This is a genomic window from Streptomyces tagetis (genome assembly GCF_018069565.1).
In the GTDB taxonomy this organism is placed as follows: Bacteria; Actinomycetota; Actinomycetes; order Streptomycetales; family Streptomycetaceae; genus Streptomyces; species Streptomyces tagetis.
This window is the reverse complement of record NZ_JAGPNL010000003.1, coordinates 105,350-123,505: the sequence shown is the minus strand read 5'-3', so window position 1 is coordinate 123,505 and position 18,156 is coordinate 105,350. Positions and strand designations below refer to the sequence as shown.

Below are 18,156 nucleotides of genomic sequence, written 5' to 3'. Positions count from 1 at the left end.
CCTTCACGTTCCTCGTGTGCTGTGAATGGATCACGAAAAATGATCTCCGTCAGCCGGTTTTAACGCCCGAAAGGCATTACCGCGAGCATCGCTTTTCGGTTGACAGTGCACATCTATTTGTCGCGCTCTGTTTTGATCGGGTTCCCGTACCTACAATCCCGTCCACATCGTGAGCTCAGCCCAAGCGTCAAGGAGGACGAATGGCGGAGCTTCCCATCCCTCATCAATGGGGCGCATCCCCGAACCTCGCCGCCGCGGTGCTGACCGACGGGAACCGGGTGCTGATCGCGGTCATCGCGGTCGTCGCCCTGGCCGCTCTGGTACTGGCGGGGGTCCTGGTGCGTCAGGTGCTGGCGGCGGACGCGGGCACCGACCGTATGAAGAAGATCGCGGAGGCGGTCCAGGAAGGTGCGAACGCCTATCTGGCCAGGCAGTTGCGCACGCTCGGCGTATTCGCCGTCGTGGTGTTCTTCCTGCTCATGCTGTTGCCCGCGGACGACTGGAATCAGCGCGCCGGACGGTCGATCTTCTTCCTGGTAGGTGCGGCGTTCTCGGCGGCGACCGGATATTTCGGAATGCGACTCGCCGTCCGCAGTAACGTGCGCGTCGCCGCGGCGGCGCGGGAAGCGACACCGGCGCCGGGAGAGCCGGAAAAGGATCTCACTCTCGTCTCGCACAAGGCGACGAAGATCGCTTTCAGGACGGGCGGCGTCGTCGGCATGTTCACCGTGGGGCTCGGCCTGCTGGGCGCCTGTTGCGTGGTGCTCGTCTACGCGGCCGACGCGCCGAAGGTGCTGGAGGGCTTCGGCCTGGGCGCCGCGCTGATCGCCATGTTCATGCGGGTCGGCGGCGGCATCTTCACCAAGGCCGCCGACGTCGGCGCCGACCTGGTCGGCAAGGTGGAAAAGGGCATTCCGGAGGACGATCCGCGCAATGCCGCGACCATCGCCGACAACGTGGGCGACAACGTCGGCGACTGCGCGGGCATGGCCGCCGACCTCTTCGAGTCCTACGCGGTGACCCTGGTCGCCGCGCTGATCCTCGGCAAGGTCGCCTTCGGCGACGCGGGGCTCGCCTTCCCGCTGCTGGTCCCGGCGATCGGCGTGATCACGGCCATGGTCGGGATCTTCGCGGTGGTGCCCCGGCGCTCCGACCGCAGCGGTATGAGCGCGATCAACCGGGGTTTCTTCCTCTCCGCGGTGATCTCGCTGGTACTGGTGGCGGTGGCCGTCTTCGTCTACCTCCCCGGCTCGTACGCCGACCTCGACGGGGTCACCGACGCGGCGATCGTGGGCAAGAGCGGCGACCCGCGGGTCCTCGCCCTGGTCGCGGTGGCCATCGGCATCGTGCTCGCCGCCCTGATCCAGCAACTCACCGGCTACTTCACCGAGACCACCCGGCGCCCCGTCAGGGACATCGGCAAGACCTCGCTCACCGGTCCCGCCACCGTCATCCTCGCGGGGATCTCGGTCGGCCTCGAATCCGCCGTGTACACCGCCCTGTTGATCGGTCTCGGCGTCTACGGGGCGTTCCTGCTCGGCGGCACCTCGATCATGCTGGCGCTGTTCGCGGTGGCGCTGGCCGGCACCGGCCTGCTCACCACGGTCGGCGTGATCGTGGCGATGGACACCTTCGGCCCCGTCGCCGACAACGCCCAGGGCATCGCCGAGATGTCCGGCGACGTCGAGGGCGCCGGCGCGCAGGTGCTCACCGAGCTGGACGCCGTCGGCAACACCACCAAGGCGATCACCAAGGGCATCGCCATCGCCACGGCCGTCCTCGCCGCGTCCGCGCTGTTCGGCTCGTACCGGGACGCCATCACCACCGGCGCCCGGGAGGTGGGGGAGAAGCTGACCGGGCCGGGCGCTCCGATGAACCTGATGATGGACATCTCACAGCCCAACAACCTGGTCGGGCTCATCGCCGGCGCGGCGGTCGTCTTCCTCTTCTCAGGGCTGGCGATCAACGCGGTGTCACGGTCGGCGGGTTCGGTGGTCTTCGAGGTGCGGCGCCAGTTCCGTGAGAAGCCCGGGATCATGGATTACAGCGAGACCCCGGAGTACGGCAAGGTCGTCGACATCTGCACCCGGGACGCCCTGCGCGAACTGGCCACGCCCGGACTGCTCGCCGTGATGGCGCCCATCTTCATCGGGTTCACGCTCGGCGTCGGCGCGCTCGGGGCCTTCCTGGCGGGGGCCATCGGCTCGGGCACGCTGATGGCGGTGTTCCTCGCCAACTCCGGCGGCGCCTGGGACAACGCCAAGAAGCTCGTCGAGGACGGCCACCACGGTGGCAAGGGCAGCGAGGCCCACGCGGCGACCGTCATCGGCGACACGGTCGGCGACCCCTTCAAGGACACCGCCGGACCGGCCATCAACCCGCTGCTGAAGGTGATGAACCTGGTGGCGCTGCTCATCGCGCCCGCGGTCATCAAGTTCTCCTACGGCGCCGACCGGAGCATCGGCGTACGGGTACTGGTCGCGGTCGTCGCGTTCCTCGTCATCGCCGCGGCGGTGTACGTGTCCAAGCGGCGCGGTATCGCCGTGGACGACGGGGACGACCCCGGTCGCACACCGAGGTCACCCGACCCGGCGGTGGTGCCCTAGCCGCCCGGCCTCCGGACCGGCGAGAGCCTGCCAAGACGTGGGCGGGCGGCGTGTGTTGACACGCCGTCCGCCCGTGTCGCGTGCCCTGGTGTTCACCCGTGTCGTCGGTGTGCGCGGCGCGGACACGCCCGCGCGTGGTGAGGCTTCTCTCTCTTGGTGCAAATGGCGTCAGACACACTCTTAACGGATGCCCGTCCTGCCTGTGTCCTCCATCCGGCGTGTATGTTCCGGGGCCGAGAGCCATGGAAGGGACCAAACCGGTGAACAAGAAGCTCGCGGCCGCGCTGTCCGGCGGTGCGGTACTGGCACTGGCGCTGACCGGATGCGGCGGCGACGACGGCAACGAGAAGCTGGACGCCTGGGCGAAGCAGGTCTGCGACGCGGTGCAGCCGCAGGCCAAGAAGATCGCGGACGCCAACACCGCGATCCAGAAGGAGACCTCGGACAACAGCACGCCGGAGCAGGTCCAGAAGACCGACGCGAAGGCGTTCCAGGACATGTCCGACGCCTACAAGGCGATGGGCGCGGCCGTCCAGAAGGCCGGCCCGCCGAACGTCGACGACGGCGAGAAGAAGCAGAAGGACGCCGTCAAGGAACTCAACACGCTCTCCTCGGCGTACGCCTCCCTGAAGACACAGGTGGAGGACCTCGACACCAAGGACCAGGCCAAGTTCGCCGACGGCCTCAAGGGCATCGCCACCGAGCTGAACAAGCTCGGCAAGAACGGCAGCGACGCGCTCAGGACCCTGGAGGAGGGCGACGTCGGCAAGGCGATGGCCAAGCAGCCGAGCTGCAAGTCGGCCACCGCCCCGGCCGCGCAGGGCTGACACCGCATCCCGGCCACGCGAGGCTGACACCCGCCACCGCCGCGCCCCGCCGCGTCCCGCCCCGCCGCGCAGGTCCGCCCCCGCTCCCGCGACACCCCGCTCCCGCGACACCCCCGCTCCCGCGACACCCCCTCGCCCGCACCACCCCGCGACGCACCCACCCACAGCGACGCACCCCTCGTCCCACCCCACGGCCGAGGAGCGGGACGAGGGCCACAATGGGGGCGTGAGTAACGCCAGCCTCTCTCCCCTTCCCTCCGCCGACCGCCCCGACGTCGCCGCCCGACTGCGGGAGGCCCTGCTCGGGGCGTCCTTCACCGCCGACGGACTGCTGGAGCTGCTCGGCGCCCCCGCCTACGCGGCGCTGTCCCGCAGCGAGACCGTGCCCGCGCTCCGCGCCACCCGGGGCGACACGCCGCTGGAACTGCTCGTGCGGCTGTTCCTGCTCCAGCAACCCGTGCCCCACGCGCGCGTGGCAGACGTCCTGCCCCTGGGCGACTGCCTGGAGCACGGGTGGCTCGTGCGCACCGACGGGGAGGAGGTGGCGGCCACCGTCGACGTACGCCCGTACGGCGGACCGGACGGCGAGGACTGGTTCATCGTCTCCGACCTGGGCTGCGCCGTCGGCGGCGCCGGCGGCATCGGCAACCGGGCCGAGGGCGTCGTCCTCGGCGTCGGCGGCGCCTCGACCACGCTCGCCGGCCTCACCGTGCGCACGCCCGTCCGGGCCGCCCTCGACCTGGGCACCGGTTCCGGCATCCAGGCGCTGCACGCCTCCGGGCACGCCACGCGCGTGACGGCGACCGACGTCAACCCGCGCGCCCTGCACATCACCGCGCTCACGCTCGCCCTGTCCGGGGCGCCCGCCGCCGATCTGCGGGAGGGCTCGCTGTTCGAGCCGGTCGGCGAGGAGACGTACGACCTGATCGTGTCCAACCCGCCGTTCGTGATCTCGCCCGGGGCCCGGCTCACGTACCGGGACGGCGGGATGGCCGGGGACGACCTGTGCCGCACGCTCGTCCGGCAGACCGGCCGGCGGCTCGCCGAGGGCGGCTTCGCGCACTTCCTGGCGAACTGGCAGCACGTGGAGGGGCAGGAGTGGACCGAGCGGCTGCGCTCCTGGGTGCCGGACGGCTGCGACGCGTGGATCGTCCAGCGCGAGGTGCAGGACATCACGCAGTACGCCGAGCTGTGGCTCAGGGACGCGGGGGACCACCGGGGTGACGTCGCCGCGTACGAGGCCCGTTACGACGCGTGGCTGGACGAGTTCGAGGCGCGCGGCGTCAAGGCCGTCGGCTTCGGCTGGATCACGCTGCGCCGGACCGCGGCGGCCGAACCCTCGGTCACGGTGGAGGAGTGGCCGCACCCGGTCGAGCAGCCGCTCGGCGAGACGGTCCGGGCCCATTTCGACCGCCTCGACTACCTGCGCGAGAACGACGACGCGGCGCTGCTCGCGGCCCGTTTCACGCTGGCCGGCGAGGTCGTCCAGGAGCAGGTCGGACTGCCCGGCGCCGAGGACCCCGAGCACGTCGTCCTGCGGCAGAACCGCGGCATGCGCCGGGCCACCCGCGTCGACACGGTCGGCGCCGGCTTCGCGGGAGTCTGCGACGGCACGATGACCGCCGGCCGCATCCTGGACGCCATCGCCCAGCTCGTCGGCGAGGACCCGGTGGCGCTGCGCGACCGCACGCCCGCGCAGATCCGGCTCCTGGTGGAGCAGGGCTTCCTCGAACCGGCGTAGGGAAAACCGCACCGATCTTCGCGGCGGGCGGCGGCCCGGAGCGTGCCCCGAGCCCGCCCCTCCCCGGTCCCGTCGACAGGGGAGGGGCGGCGCCGGGCCCCCGTTCACCTCGGGTTCGTCTGCCCGCCGCCCGCGCGTGTCAGCCTCGCTGGGTCCGGGCACCCGCGCCCGGGGAGAAGGGGGCACGGCGGTCATGGAAAGTGGACCCGCGATCTTCGCGGGCATGGTGTTCGCCCTGTTCGGGGGCTGTCTGCTGGTGTGGACCGCGACCCGGGTGCGGCAGGGCCGTCCCGTCGCGGACGGTGTGAACCCGGTCGCATCGGCGACCGTCGCCGGCATCGCCTCGGTGGTCGCTCTGTGCCTCGCGGTGTGGTGCCTGACCCGCCTGTGAGCCACGGCTTTTTGGCCACATGGCCGGTGCGGACCGGGTAGTCGCGAAGTGGCGCTCCGGATACGCGCTCAGGGGCCGGTCGGCACTCCGGGCGGCAGGAACAGGGTTCGTCGGGTTACCGTTCGAGTGGCCGTTGCGGGCTTTTCCCGTTTGACACGGGGGCGGGAGGTACCGTCACACTCCGCAGCGTCACCGCCGAAACACAGAACGACCCGACCCCGGGACCACCGCCTGGGGAGGCCCCAGCGTCGACCGGAGAGAAGAGCGAAGTTGTCCCCGACCAGCGAGACCGCGAAGGGCGGCCGCCGACTCGTCATCGTCGAGTCGCCTGCCAAGGCGAAGACGATCAAGGGCTACCTCGGGCCCGGTTACGTCGTCGAGGCGAGCGTCGGGCACATCCGTGACCTTCCCAACGGCGCCGCCGAGGTGCCCGAGCAGTACACCGGCGAGGTGCGGCGCCTCGGTGTGGACGTCGACCACGACTTCCAGCCCGTCTATGTGGTGAACGCCGACAAGAAGGCCCAGGTCAAGAAGCTCAAGGACCTGCTGAAGGACTCCGACGAACTCTTCCTCGCCACCGATGAGGACCGCGAGGGCGAGGCCATCGCCTGGCACCTCCAGGAAGTCCTCAAGCCGAAGATCCCGGTCAAGCGGATGGTGTTCCACGAGATCACCAAGGACGCGATCCGGGCCGCCGTGGCCAATCCGCGCCAGCTCAACCAGAAGCTCGTCGACGCCCAGGAGACCCGCCGCATCCTCGACCGCCTCTACGGCTACGAGGTCTCCCCGGTGCTGTGGAAGAAGGTCATGCCGCGGCTGTCGGCAGGCCGGGTCCAGTCGGTGGCGACCCGCCTGGTGGTCGAGCGGGAGCGCGAGCGCATCGCGTTCCGCTCCGCCTCGTACTGGGACCTGACCGGCACCTTCGCCACGGGCCGCCCGGGTGACGCCTCCGACCCCGCCTCCCTCGTGGCGCGGCTGCAGAGTGTCGACGGACGGCGTGTCGCCCAGGGCCGCGACTTCGACTCCCTCGGGCAGCTCAAGTCCGCGAACATCCTCCACCTCGACGAGGCGACCGCCCGCGCGCTGGCCGCCGCCCTGGCGGAGACGCGGTTCACGGTCCGCTCCGTCGAGTCCAAGCCGTACCGCCGCTCGCCGTACGCGCCGTTCCGTACGACGACGCTTCAGCAGGAGTCCTCCCGCAAGCTCGGCTTCGGGGCCAAGGCGACGATGCAGATCGCCCAGAAGCTGTACGAGAACGGCTTCATCACCTATATGCGTACGGACTCGACGACACTGAGCGACACGGCCGTCTCCGCCGCCCGCGCCCAGGTCACGCAGCTCTACGGCGCCGACTACCTCCCGGCGCAGCCGCGGACCTACGCCGGGAAGGTCAAGAACGCCCAGGAGGCGCACGAGGCCATCCGCCCCTCGGGTGATCGTTTCCGCACGCCCGCGGAGACCGGGCTCACCGGTGACCAGTTCCGGCTCTACGAGCTGATCTGGAAGCGGACCGTCGCCTCCCAGATGAAGGACGCGACCGGCAACAGCGTCACCGTGAAGATCGGCGGCACCGCGGCCGACGGCCGGGACGTCGAGTTCAGCGCCTCCGGCAAGACGATCACCTTCCACGGCTTCCTCAAGGCGTACGTCGAGGGCGCCGACGACCCGAACGCCGAGCTGGACGACCGCGAGCGCCGGCTGCCGCAGGTCGGCGAGGGCGACGCGCTCACCGCCGAGGAGATCACCGCCGACGGTCACGCCACCAAGCCCCCGGCCCGCTACACCGAGGCGTCGCTGGTCAAGGAGCTGGAGGAGCGCGAGATCGGCCGCCCCTCGACGTACGCGTCGATCATCGGCACGATCCTGGACCGCGGGTACGTGTTCAAGAAGGGCACGGCGCTCGTGCCGTCCTTCCTCTCCTTCGCCGTGGTCAACCTCCTGGAGAAGCACTTCGGGCGGCTCGTCGACTACGACTTCACCGCCAAGATGGAGGACGACCTCGACGCCATCGCCCGCGGCGAGGCCCAGGCCGTGCCGTGGCTGCGCCGCTTCTACTTCGGCGAGGGCTCCGGCTCCGGCGGTGCCGCCGACGCCGGCAACGGCGACGGGGACCACCTCGGCGGCCTCAAGGAGCTGGTGACCGACCTCGGCGCGATCGACGCCCGCGAGGTCTCCTCCTTCCCCGTCGGCAGCGGCATCGTGCTGCGCGTCGGCCGCTACGGTCCGTACATCGAGCGCGGGGAGAAGGACGCCGAGAACCACCAGCGCGCCGACATCCCGGAGGACCTCGCGCCGGACGAGCTGACCGTCGAACTCGCCGAGGAACTGCTCGCCAAGCCCAGCGGCGACTTCGAACTCGGCACCGACCCGGCGACCGGCCACACCATCGTCGCCAAGGACGGCCGCTACGGTCCGTACGTCACCGAGGTGCTCCCCGAGGGCACCCCGAAGACCGGCAAGAACGCGGTCAAGCCGCGTACGGCGTCGCTGTTCAAGTCGATGTCGCTGGACACGGTCACCCTGGACGACGCGCTGCGGCTGATGTCGCTCCCGCGGGTCGTCGGCACCGACGCCGAGGGCATCGAGATCACCGCGCAGAACGGCCGCTACGGCCCGTACCTGAAGAAGGGCACCGACTCGCGGTCGCTCCAGGCCGAGGACCAGCTCTTCACCATCACCCTGGAAGAGGCGCTGGCGATCTACGCCCAGCCCAAGCAGCGGGGCCGGGCCGCGGCCAAGCCGCCGCTGAAGGAACTGGGCGCGGACCCGGTCAGCGGCCAGCCGGTCGTGGTCAAGGACGGCCGCTTCGGTCCGTACGTCACCGACGGGGAGACCAACGCGACCCTGCGCTCCGGCGACAGCGTCGAGGAGATCACCCCGGAGCGCGGCTTCGAGCTGCTCGCGGAGAAGCGCGCCAAGACGCCCGCCAAGAAGACGGCGAAGAAGGCCGCCAAGAAGGCGCCCGCCAAGAAGACGGCGGCGAAGACGACGGCGGCCAAGAAGACCACCGCGAAGAAGGCCGCCGCCAAGACGGCCACGAGCAAGACGGCCGCGGCGAAGAAGAGCACGGCGAAGAAGAGCACCGCCAAGAAGACGGCGGCCTCGGAGTCCGGGACGGACTGAGCGCGGGCCTGCCCCCCGCCTGCCGGGCCCTTCCGGGTCCTGGCGGGTGGGCGGTGCGCCGCCACCGCACGGCACGGGCCCGTCTTCCGGTTCCCCGTGAGATGCCGCCCGCCGGTGCCTCCGGGCCCGTCCGGGATCGACGAACAGAACGCCTCGGCATCATTTCGGTGTCGGGGCGTTCGTCCGTTCGGCCGGGTACACCGGCCTGTCGTCGACGCCCGATAGGCTGAACGCATGACGCGAGCCGAGCAGCCAACGGCCCCTCACCCCGCCCCTGACGACGCACTCGTCGCGGACTCCCGCGAGCGCGCCGTCCGCGCCCTGCTGCGCCGGCCGCAGCTCCGGCGCCTGTGGGGTGCGCAGCTCGTGGGGGGTGTCGGCGACATCCTCGCCCTGCTGGTGCTGGTGCTCCTCGCCGTGCAGTCCGCCATCGCCACGGGCGCGCTGGGTGGCGGCTACCGGGGCGTGGCGTTCGCTGTGGCGACCGTTTTCGCGGTGCGCGTCCTGGCGACGGTGCTCTTCGGCGCCGTCCTCCTCGGCCCGCTCACCTCGCTCACCTCCCCGGACGGTCCGCTCGACCGCCGCTGGACGATGGTCGGCGCCGACGGGGTGCGGGCCGCGCTGCTGCTCGTCGCGCCCCTGTGGATCGACTGGACACGGGACAGCGCCCTCGCCGTCCTCCTGGTGACCGTCTTCGTCACCGGAGTGGCCGAACGCTTCTGGACGGTGTGCCGGGAGGGCGCGGCCCCCGCGCTGCTGCCGGCCCCGCCGCCCGAGGGCGCCGCCGTACGCCCGCTGCCGGACCACATGGACGCGCTGCGCCGCCTCTCCCTGCGCACCGGCTTCGTCGCCGTCCCGCTGGCCGCCGTCGCGCTCGTCGTCGCCGGCCTGCTCAACAACCTGCTGGGCGCCGGCATCGCCTGGTTCGCCGAGCACCAGGCGGCGCTCGGCTCGTACGTGGCGGCCGGGCTCTTCGCCGCCTCGCTGTCCCTGGTGACCTTCCTGGAGCTGCCCTCCGCCCGCACCCCCCGCGCGCGGTCGCCGCTGGAGGGACTGCGCCGCCCCAAGAGCGGCAGCGGCGCGGACGCCGGCCGCACCGGTGCGATCCCGCTGCTCGTCCTCGCCTGCACCGCGGTCGCCGGGGCGGTCGCCGCCACGGTCGCCGTCGCGGTGCTGCACGCCATCGACCTGCACGGTGGCCCCGTGCTGTTCGGGCTCATGACGGGCGCGCTCACCGGCGGTGTCGTCGTCGGCATCCGCACCGCCCCCGCCCTGCTGCCCTCCCTGTCCCGCAGGCGCCTGCTCGCCCTGGTGATCGCTTTCGCCGGCATCACCCTGCTCTCCGCCGGGCTCGTCCCGGACGACACCAGCGTGCTGCTGCTCCTCGCGCTGACCGGTGTCGGCGCGGGCGCCGCCGCCAACACCGGGCACGCGCTGCTCGACCAGGAGACCGAGGAGGGGCGACGCGCCCGGGTCACCGAGCACCTGCACGCGTGCGTGCGGCTGTGTGTCGGCCTCGGGGTGATCGTGGCGCCCTTGGTGGCGGCGGGCATCGGGCCGCACCGGCTGGAGAACGGCAAGTTCGTCTTCGCGCACGGCGGGGCCGCGTTCACCCTGATGCTGGTCGGCGCGTTGCTGCTGCCGGTGGCCGCGCTGGTGCTGGCCAAGGTCGACGACCGTTCCGGGGTCCCGCTCCGGCACGACCTGCGCGACGCGCTGCTCGGCGGCGACGACCCGGTCCCCACCCCCGCGACGAACGGCTTCTTCATCGCCCTGGAGGGCGGCGACGGCGCCGGCAAGTCCACCCAGGCCGAGGCCCTCGCCGAGTGGATCAGGAGCAAGGGGCACGAGGTGGTGCTCACCCGCGAGCCCGGCGCCACGCCGGTGGGCAAGCGGCTGCGGTCCATCCTGCTCGACGTCTCCAGCGCCGGGCTGTCGCACCGCGCGGAGGCGCTGCTCTACGCCGCCGACCGCGCGGAGCACGTCGACACCGTCGTCCGGCCCGCCCTGGAGCGCGGCGCGGTGGTCGTCTCCGACCGCTACATCGACTCCTCGGTGGCCTACCAGGGCGCCGGGCGGGACCTGTCGCCGACCGAGATCGCCCGTATCAACCGCTGGGCGACCGACGGGCTCGTCCCGCATCTGACCGTCCTGCTGGACGTCGCCCCGGAGACCGCCCGCGAGCGGTTCACCGAGGCACCGGACCGGCTGGAGTCCGAGCCCGCCGAGTTCCACGCGCGCGTGCGCTCCGGTTTCCTCGCGCTGGCCGCCGCCGACCCGGGGCGTTACCTCGTGGTCGACGCGGGCCAGGAGCCCGAGGCCGTCACCGCCGTCGTACGCCACCGGCTCGACCAGGTGCTGCCGCTCTCCGAGGCCGAGATCCGGGCCCGTGAGGAGGCGCGGCGCAAGGCCGAGGAGGAGGCCCGCCGCAAGGCGGAGGAAGAGGCCGCCCGCAAGGCCGAGGAAGAGCGCCTGGAGCGCGAGCGCCAGGAAGAGCTGGAGCGGCTGCGCGCCGAGGAGGAGGAGCGCAAGCGGCGCGAGCTGGAGGAGGCCCAGCGCCGCGAGGCCGAGCGGCAGGCCGAGGAGGCTCGCCGACGCGCCGAGGAAGCCCGCCGCAAGGCCGAGGAGGAGCGGGCGCGGCTGCTCGCCGAGGAGAAGGCACGCGCCGAGGAGGAGGCCCGCCGCAAGGCGGAGGAGGAGCGGCGCCGCAGGCAGGCCGAGGAGGAGGCCCGGCTGCGGGCGGAAGCCGAGGCACAGCGCCTGGAGAAGCAGCGCCGGGCCGAAGAGGCCCTGGTCCGCGCCGAAGAGGCCCGCCGGGCCGCCGAAGCGGCGGCGGCAGCGGCAGCCGCCGGCCCGCGGACGACCGCCCCCGAGGCCGCGTCCCGCCGCCCCGCCGACACGCGGAAGCCCTCCAGCACGCGGAAGCCGTCCGACACGCCCGAGGCGACGACCAGGCCGACCCCGGTCGTGGACCCGGCGAGTCTGCCGCCCGCCGGCGCGGCGGACGAGACGGCGGTCCTGCCTCCGGTACGGGACGACCGAGACCGTGACCGCAACCGCGACACGCGCGACACGCCCGACTCGCGCGGCGGGGGCCGGGGTGCGCGGCCGTCCGAGGCCGAGGTGACGGCCGAGCTGCCGCAGCCGCCGGTGCCGCCGGGCGCGGCCGACGAGACGACCGTCCTGCCGGCGGTGTCGCCGAGGTCCGAGGACGAGACGACGCTCCTGCCGCCCGCGGTGCCGGGCGCCGCCGACGAGACGGCGGTACTGCCTCCCGTACGCGGGGACGACCCCGCCGACCGGTTCCCGCGCGGCTACTTCCGCGACGAGGGCCCGGCCGCGCGGCCCGGCGCCTCCCGCGAGCCCGAGGACCGTACGCGCGAGATGCCCCGGATCGACGCCGAGCAGGCGCGTACCCGCCGCCCGCGGCCCGACTGGGCCGAGGAGACCCCGCTGGACGATCTGCCGACCCTCGCGGACGAGTTGCTCGGCCCGCGGGACGACGAGCGGGACGACGGCGACGGGCGCCGCGGCGGGGGCCGGGGACAGCGGTGACGGACCGGCCGGGCCGGCCGACCCGGCCGTCGGCCGTCGGCCGTCGGCCCGGTCCGTCGGTGAGGAACGGGGCCCGCACCGGGAGCCTCCGACCCCGCTGACCGGGCGGCCCCGGTGGGTGGCCCGGCACCCCTTCGGGGCGGGCGGCCCGGACCGGAAGCCGGCGGTGTCCCGCATGGCTGTCAGCGGTGCCCCGCATCGCTGTCAGTGGGGACCCGCACAATGGAGGACGCGGCGCAGAGTGCGGCGGAGCGTGACGGAAGGGCGGCGTGACCCATGACCGTGTGGGACGACCTGGTCGGGCAGGAGAAGGTGAGCGAGCAGCTCGCCGGTGCCGCCCGGGACGCCGACGCCCTCGTCACCGCCGCCGCGACCGACACCCCTCGGCCCGAGACCTCCCGCATGACCCACGCCTGGCTCTTCACCGGGCCGCCGGGCGCGGGCCGGACGCAGACGGCACGGGCGTTCGCCGCCGCGCTCCAGTGCGTCAGCCCCGACCGGGCCCTCGGCGGCGTCCCGGGCTGCGGCTTCTGCGACGGCTGCCACACGGCGCTCGTCGGCACCCACGCCGACGTCAGCACCGTCGCCGCCGTCGGCGCGGAGATCCTCGTCAAGGACATGCGCGACACCGTCCGCAAGTCCTTCACCTCACCGGCGAACGGCCGCTGGCAGATCATCCTCGTCGAGGACGCCGAGCGGCTGAACGAGAAGTCCGCCAACGCCGTCCTCAAGGCCGTGGAGGAGCCGGCCCCCCGCACCGTCTGGCTCCTGTGCGCCCCCTCCATCGAGGACGTGCTGCCCACCATCCGCTCCCGCTGCCGCCACCTGAACCTGCGCACCCCCTCCGTCGGCGCCGTCGCCGACATGCTGGTGCGCCGCGAGGGCATCGAGCCGGACGTCGCCGCCTCCGTGGCCCGCGCCACCCAGGGCCACGTCGACCGGGCCCGCCGCCTGGCCACCGACCCGGCCGCCCGCGAGCGCCGGGCCTCCGTGCTGCGCCTCCCGCTGCGCGTCGAGGACGTCGGCGGCGCGCTCAGGGCGGCCCAGGAGCTGGTCGACGCGGCGGCGGCGGACGCCAAGCAGCTCGCCGAGGACATGGACGGCAAGGAGACCGAGGAGCTGAAGGCGGCGCTCGGCGCGGTCCAGGGCGGACGGATGCCGCGCGGCACGGCGGGCATCATGAAGGACCTGGAGGACATGCAGAAGCGCCGCAGGACCCGTACCCAGCGCGACAGCCTCGACCTGGCCCTCACCGACCTGACCGGCTTCTACCGCGACATCCTCGCCCTCCAGCTCGGTTCCCGCGTGGCCATCGCCAACGCCGACGCCGAGGACGCCCTGGAGCGGCTGGCCCGCGCCGGTACCCCCGAGGCGACGCTGCGCCGCATCGAGGCCATCGGCGCCTGCCGCGACGCCCTCGACCGCAATGTGGCGCCGCTGCTCGCGGTGGAGGCGATGACGATGGCGCTCAGAGGGGGCTGACCGGGCTCCGGCCGCCCGGAGCCCACGCCACGTCACCCACGTACCCCCCGGTTTCACCCGTACGCGCCACGTCCGGCACACACGGCATCCAGGGGATTGCGGAGAGTTACGCTCCCTGAATGCACACAAGGCGCACCCACCGCAGCACCCGGACCCGGGCCCGTACCGCGGCCGTCCTCCTCGCCGCCTCGCTGCTCGCCACGGCCTGCTCCGCCGGAGGCGCCTCGACCTCCGCCGGTCCCGAGGCGCCCCGCGCGGCCGGGGCCACGGAGGCGTCGACGGCGACCCTGGCCGCGCTGCCCGAGGCCACGCCGTCGGAGCTGACCGGGTACTACGGGCAGAAGCTGAGCTGGCGCGACTGCGGCGCCCCCGGTTTCCAGTGCGCCACCGTGAAGGCGCCGCTCGACTACGCGCAGCCGTCGCGGGGCGACATCTCCCTCGCCGTGGCCCGCAAGAAGGCGACCGGCCCCGGCAAGCGGCTCGGCTCCCTGCTGGTCAACCCGGGCGGACCCGGCGGCTCGGCCATCGGCTACCTCCAGCAGTACGCCGGGATCGGCTACCCGGCCGAGGTCCGCGCCCGGTACGACATGGTGGCGGTCGACCCGCGCGGGGTGGCCCGCAGCGAGCCCGTGGAATGCCTCGCCGGCCGCCGGATGGACGCCTACACCGCAACCGACATCACACCGGACGACGAACGCGAGACCGGCGAACTCGTCGACGCCTACAAGGAGTTCGCCGAAGCCTGCGGAGCGGACGCGCCGAAGCTGCTGCGCCACGTCTCCACCGTCGAGGCGGCCCGGGACATGGACGTCCTGCGGGCCGTGCTGGGCGACGAGAAGCTGACCTACGTGGGCGCGTCGTACGGGACGTTCCTCGGCGCGACCTACGCCGGGCTCTTCCCGGACCGGGCGGGCAGGCTGGTGCTGGACGGCGCGATGGACCCCTCGCTGCCCGCGCGACAGCTCAACCTGGAGCAGACGGAGGGCTTCGAGACGGCGTTCCAGTCCTTCGCCGAGGACTGCGTACGGCAGCCGGACTGCTCCCTGGGAGGCAAGGGCACCACCCCGGACCAGGTCGGCCGGAACCTGAAGGCGTTCTTCGAGAAGCTCGACGCCCAGCCGATCCCCACCGGCGACGCCGACGGGCGCGAACTCACCGAGTCCCTCGCCACCACCGGCGTGATCGCCGCGATGTACGACGAGGCCGCCTGGCAGCAACTGCGCGAGGCCCTGACCTCGGCGATGAAGGAGAACGACGGCGCCGGCCTGCTGATCCTCTCCGACAGCTACTACGAGCGCGAGGCCGGCGGCCGCTACAGCAACCTGATGTCCGCCAACGCCGCCGTGAACTGCCTCGACCTCCCGCCCGCCTTCACCAGCCCCGACCAGGTCCGCGAGGCCCTGCCCGCCTTCGAGAAGGCGTCCCCCGTCTTCGGCGAGGGCCTCGCCTGGTCCTCCCTGAACTGCGCTTACTGGCCCGTACGGCACACCGGCGAACCGCACCGCATCGAGGCCGCCGGCGCCGACCCGATCGTCGTGGTCGGCACCACCCGCGACCCCGCCACCCCGTACCGCTGGGCCCAGGCCCTCGCCGCCCAGCTCTCCTCCGCCCACCTCCTCACCTACGAGGGCGACGGCCACACCGCCTACGGCCGAGGCAGCGCCTGCATCGACTCCGCGATCAACACCTACCTGCTGCGCGGCACCCCGCCCCAGGACGGAAAACGCTGCTCGTAGGGCTCCTCGCCCGCCCCGGCGCCCAGGCCCCGGGGCGGGTACGAAGCACCCCCGGAAACTGTGTAGACTTACCGGCGTCGCTGATCGCACCATGGTGCACACGGCACGCCGCCTTAGCTCAGATGGCCAGAGCAACGCACTCGTAATGCGTAGGTCTCGGGTTCGAATCCCGAAGGCGGCTCCACTGGAACCCCAGGTCACATAGTCTGTGACCTGGGGTTTTGTATTCTCAGGGCGTGATGTGTCGCCTGGCCGAGGTGCCGTGACTTCGCTTGCGTGAGCGGAGGGGGCTCGGCCCTAATTCTTGGGCTTCTTCTCCCCGGCCTTCTTGGCGCGCTTGGCCTTCTTCCGGGCCTTCTCCGCCTTGCGTGCGTCTTCCTCCTCTGCCTTCTGCCGGAGCGGGACCAGCTTGGCGGTGGCTTCGGCGGCGTTCTTGCCGACGTGACGGAGGACGCTTTGGTAGATGTCCCGCGTGATCCGGGTGTCGCTGTGCCCGAGGGCGCCCGACGTGATCTTGACGTCGCTGCCGGCGGCGAGCATGAGGGTGGCCGTGCCGTTCCGGAGGTCGTGCAGGCGGATCGGCGGGAGACCGGACGCCGCGACGAGCCGTTCGAAGAGGTCGGTGACCTTGCCGGGGTGCAGCCAGGAGCCGTCTTCCTGAGTGAAGACGAGTCCGGTCTCGATCTGGGCCGGCCTTTACTCCGCGCGGTCCGACTCCTGCAGGCAGGCGCGGCGATTCCCTCTGACCGGCGGTCACGACGACGGCGGTGAGGTCGCTTCCTGCCCGCCATTTGTTCTGCTAAGCGGGCTTCACGGGCCGCACCATCGCCGCGAAGACGGGGCTGTCGGGGAAGGGTTGCTGGTCGCCGACCTTGCGGTAGCCCCATGCCTCGTAGCGGGCCTGGACGCGGCCTTCGCCGGCCTTCGGGTTGACGAGGAGGGTGACGCGTTCCTCGGGGCGCTGGGCGAGCCATGCTTCATGGAGTTGCCAGGCGATGCCGCGACCACGCCAGGGTTTGCGGACGACGATCTCGTTGAGAGCGACGGTGCGTTCACCCGTCTCGTGGGTGAAGGCGACCTGAAGCGGCTCGGTCATCGAAGACCACCAGCGTGAGTCGGCGCCGAGAGTGACGCCGAAGCAGAAGCCGACCGGTTCGTCGTTCTCCCAGCCGAGGACGGCGGTCCAGCCGGGGCGGGCGGCGTAGGAGGTGAGGCGTTCGTCGAAGCGGTCGCGGTGGTAGAAGGGACCGGTGAGTCCGAAGTCGTGATGGCGGACTTCGACGTGCACGTCGAGGATGTGTTCGCGGACCTCGGACAGGGTGGCGGAGGTGTAGTGCCTGACCTCGACGGTCATGTCAACTCCCTTGGCGGTAGGCGGTGTAGCGGTCCAGCCAGTCGGTGGTGCTCCGGGTGGAGGGCGCCAAACTGGCCATTCCCTGGGTGAAGTCGGTCATGAGTTGGCTGGTTCGCCCGGTCAGTGAATCACCGGCCTGAGAGGGCAGTACAGAGGCGGCTGTTCGGGCGGCCAGTTCGGGTTCGCCTTGCCGGAGTTGAGTGATGGCGAGGTGGGCGGTGTAGTAGCGGCGGTTGCGGACGTAGTCGGGGCGCAGAGTCGCCAGGGTGCGGTGCAGGAGGCTTTCGGCTTCGGCGTGTTCTCCGAGGCGGGACATCATCAGAGAGCCGAGACCGGTGAGTTCGCTGGTGTCGTAGAAGCCCACCCAGGTCGGGCGAGGCGCCATGTGATCGACCTGGGAGAAGGCGGTGATGGCGGTGTCGAAGGAGTGGCGTGCGGCGCGGGCCTGTCCGCTGCCGGCCTGGATTCCCGCCAGCCGGGCGGCGGCGAGGGAACGGTAGAGGGGATCGCGGCTGCAGGCATACGTGTTCCTGCCTGCCTCGGCGGCGGCGAGGGCGTCATGGGGGCGGTGCAGCTGGAGGGCGAGTACCGAGGCGTGGCCCATGAGGCGTAGGCGCATCTCGGAGGATCCGGCGAGCTGGGCGAGATGCAGGGCGCGGTCGAGGTGACGCCCGGCTCTTGCCGGCTCGTTGGCGTCGATCGCGGACCAGGCGGCGGTGCCGGTGAAGGCAGAGGCCAGGTAGTAGAGGCGGGCCCGGACACGGGGCGGGGCCGAGCCGACGTTCTGCAGTTCCATGGCGTGCTCGGCGAAGGCCAGAGCGCGGGTCTCCAGGCTGATATGACCGCCGAGTTCGTTGTCGGTTCGGGTGACTTCGGTGAAGGCCGTCTCCAGGCGGGCCGCATCGGTCATTCCGACGCGGGGCGAGGCCGAGCTGGGGGCGGGCAGGGCGGCTGAGACGAGTGCCGCCGCTCCTGAACCGGCGAAGGTGCGGCGCCGCACGGGGTCCTCCGGGGCTGGTGCGTGATCTGTTCGGGCGGGTGCCGCGAACCCGAGGTTCTCGACGGCACACCCGAACTCTGCCCGCAACGCTGCCGCTTGTCGCGCGCGTGGGGTACGGCTCTTTCCAGTGAGCCAGTTCCGCACGGTGCGGTCCGACACGGTACCCGGCATGCCGGTCGCTTCCTCGATACGGGCGTTCAGTGCATCGGCGAGGGACTGCTGAGTGTGCCCCGCCGCCCGCATCCGAGCCGATAACAGAGCGTTCGGCGCCATGGTCACACCGTAGTCATGTCAACTGGCGGTTGCCTGCTCTCCGCCGGAAGGAAGTTTCCGGGTGCCAC

At 72.2% G+C, this 18,156-nt stretch carries 10 protein-coding genes, 1 tRNA gene and 1 pseudogene; 9 read left to right on the top strand and 3 right to left on the bottom strand.

From position 1 onward, the window contains the following. Window positions 1-200: 200 nt before the first annotated feature. The 9 genes from J5Y05_RS12615 to J5Y05_RS12575 all read left to right on the top strand — a co-directional run bounded on the left by J5Y05_RS12615 (window position 201) and on the right by J5Y05_RS12575 (window position 15,645). Window positions 201-2,606 (top strand): sodium-translocating pyrophosphatase, encoded by a 2,406-nt coding sequence (locus J5Y05_RS12615; protein WP_210871666.1) that lies wholly within the window; start codon window positions 201-203, stop codon window positions 2,604-2,606. A 242-nt stretch (window positions 2,607-2,848) separates the two neighbouring features. After that, window positions 2,849-3,433, top strand: a complete 585-nt coding sequence (locus J5Y05_RS12610; RefSeq protein WP_210871664.1) for a small secreted protein — start codon at window positions 2,849-2,851, stop codon at window positions 3,431-3,433. Window positions 3,434-3,659: 226 nt separating this feature from the next. Next, window positions 3,660-5,174 (top strand): DUF7059 domain-containing protein, encoded by a 1,515-nt coding sequence (locus tag J5Y05_RS12605; RefSeq protein ID WP_210871662.1) that lies wholly within the window; start codon window positions 3,660-3,662, stop codon window positions 5,172-5,174. A 193-nt stretch (window positions 5,175-5,367) separates the two neighbouring features. Continuing rightward, a complete protein-coding gene (locus J5Y05_RS12600) occupies window positions 5,368-5,565 on the top strand; it encodes a hypothetical protein (protein WP_210871660.1) in 198 nt (65 codons plus the stop codon). A gap of 270 nt (window positions 5,566-5,835) precedes the next feature. Beyond that, the gene (gene topA / locus J5Y05_RS12595) at window positions 5,836-8,688 is read left to right on the top strand and encodes a type I DNA topoisomerase (protein ID WP_210871658.1); all 2,853 of its coding nucleotides are present in this window, start codon (window positions 5,836-5,838) and stop codon (window positions 8,686-8,688) included. Window positions 8,689-8,922: 234 nt separating this feature from the next. Then, the gene (gene tmk / locus J5Y05_RS12590; RefSeq protein ID WP_210871656.1) at window positions 8,923-12,243 is read left to right on the top strand and encodes a dTMP kinase; all 3,321 of its coding nucleotides are present in this window, start codon (window positions 8,923-8,925) and stop codon (window positions 12,241-12,243) included. Window positions 12,244-12,519: 276 nt separating this feature from the next. Beyond that, a complete protein-coding gene (locus J5Y05_RS12585) occupies window positions 12,520-13,725 on the top strand; it encodes a DNA polymerase III subunit delta' (protein ID WP_210871654.1) in 1,206 nt (401 codons plus the stop codon). 119 nt (window positions 13,726-13,844) lie between these two features. Continuing rightward, window positions 13,845-15,461 (top strand): alpha/beta hydrolase, encoded by a 1,617-nt coding sequence (locus J5Y05_RS12580; RefSeq protein WP_210871652.1) that lies wholly within the window; start codon window positions 13,845-13,847, stop codon window positions 15,459-15,461. A 107-nt stretch (window positions 15,462-15,568) separates the two neighbouring features. After that, window positions 15,569-15,645: transfer RNA gene (locus J5Y05_RS12575), tRNA-Thr, on the top strand. A 113-nt stretch (window positions 15,646-15,758) separates the two neighbouring features. Here the strand turns inward: J5Y05_RS12575 and J5Y05_RS12570 are convergent. The 3 genes and pseudogenes from J5Y05_RS12570 to J5Y05_RS12560 all read right to left on the bottom strand — a co-directional run. Beyond that, a pseudogene (locus J5Y05_RS12570) lies at window positions 15,759-16,151 on the bottom strand (tyrosine-type recombinase/integrase); the annotation flags it as partial. Between the two features lie 109 nt (window positions 16,152-16,260). Further along, a complete protein-coding gene (locus J5Y05_RS12565; protein ID WP_210871650.1) occupies window positions 16,261-16,815 on the bottom strand; it encodes a GNAT family N-acetyltransferase in 555 nt (184 codons plus the stop codon). A 1-nt stretch (window position 16,816) separates the two neighbouring features. Further along, entirely contained in the window at window positions 16,817-18,088 is a 1,272-nt protein-coding gene (locus J5Y05_RS12560; RefSeq protein WP_210871648.1) for an NsdA family TPR-like regulatory protein, read from the bottom strand. Window positions 18,089-18,156: the final 68 nt, after the last annotated feature.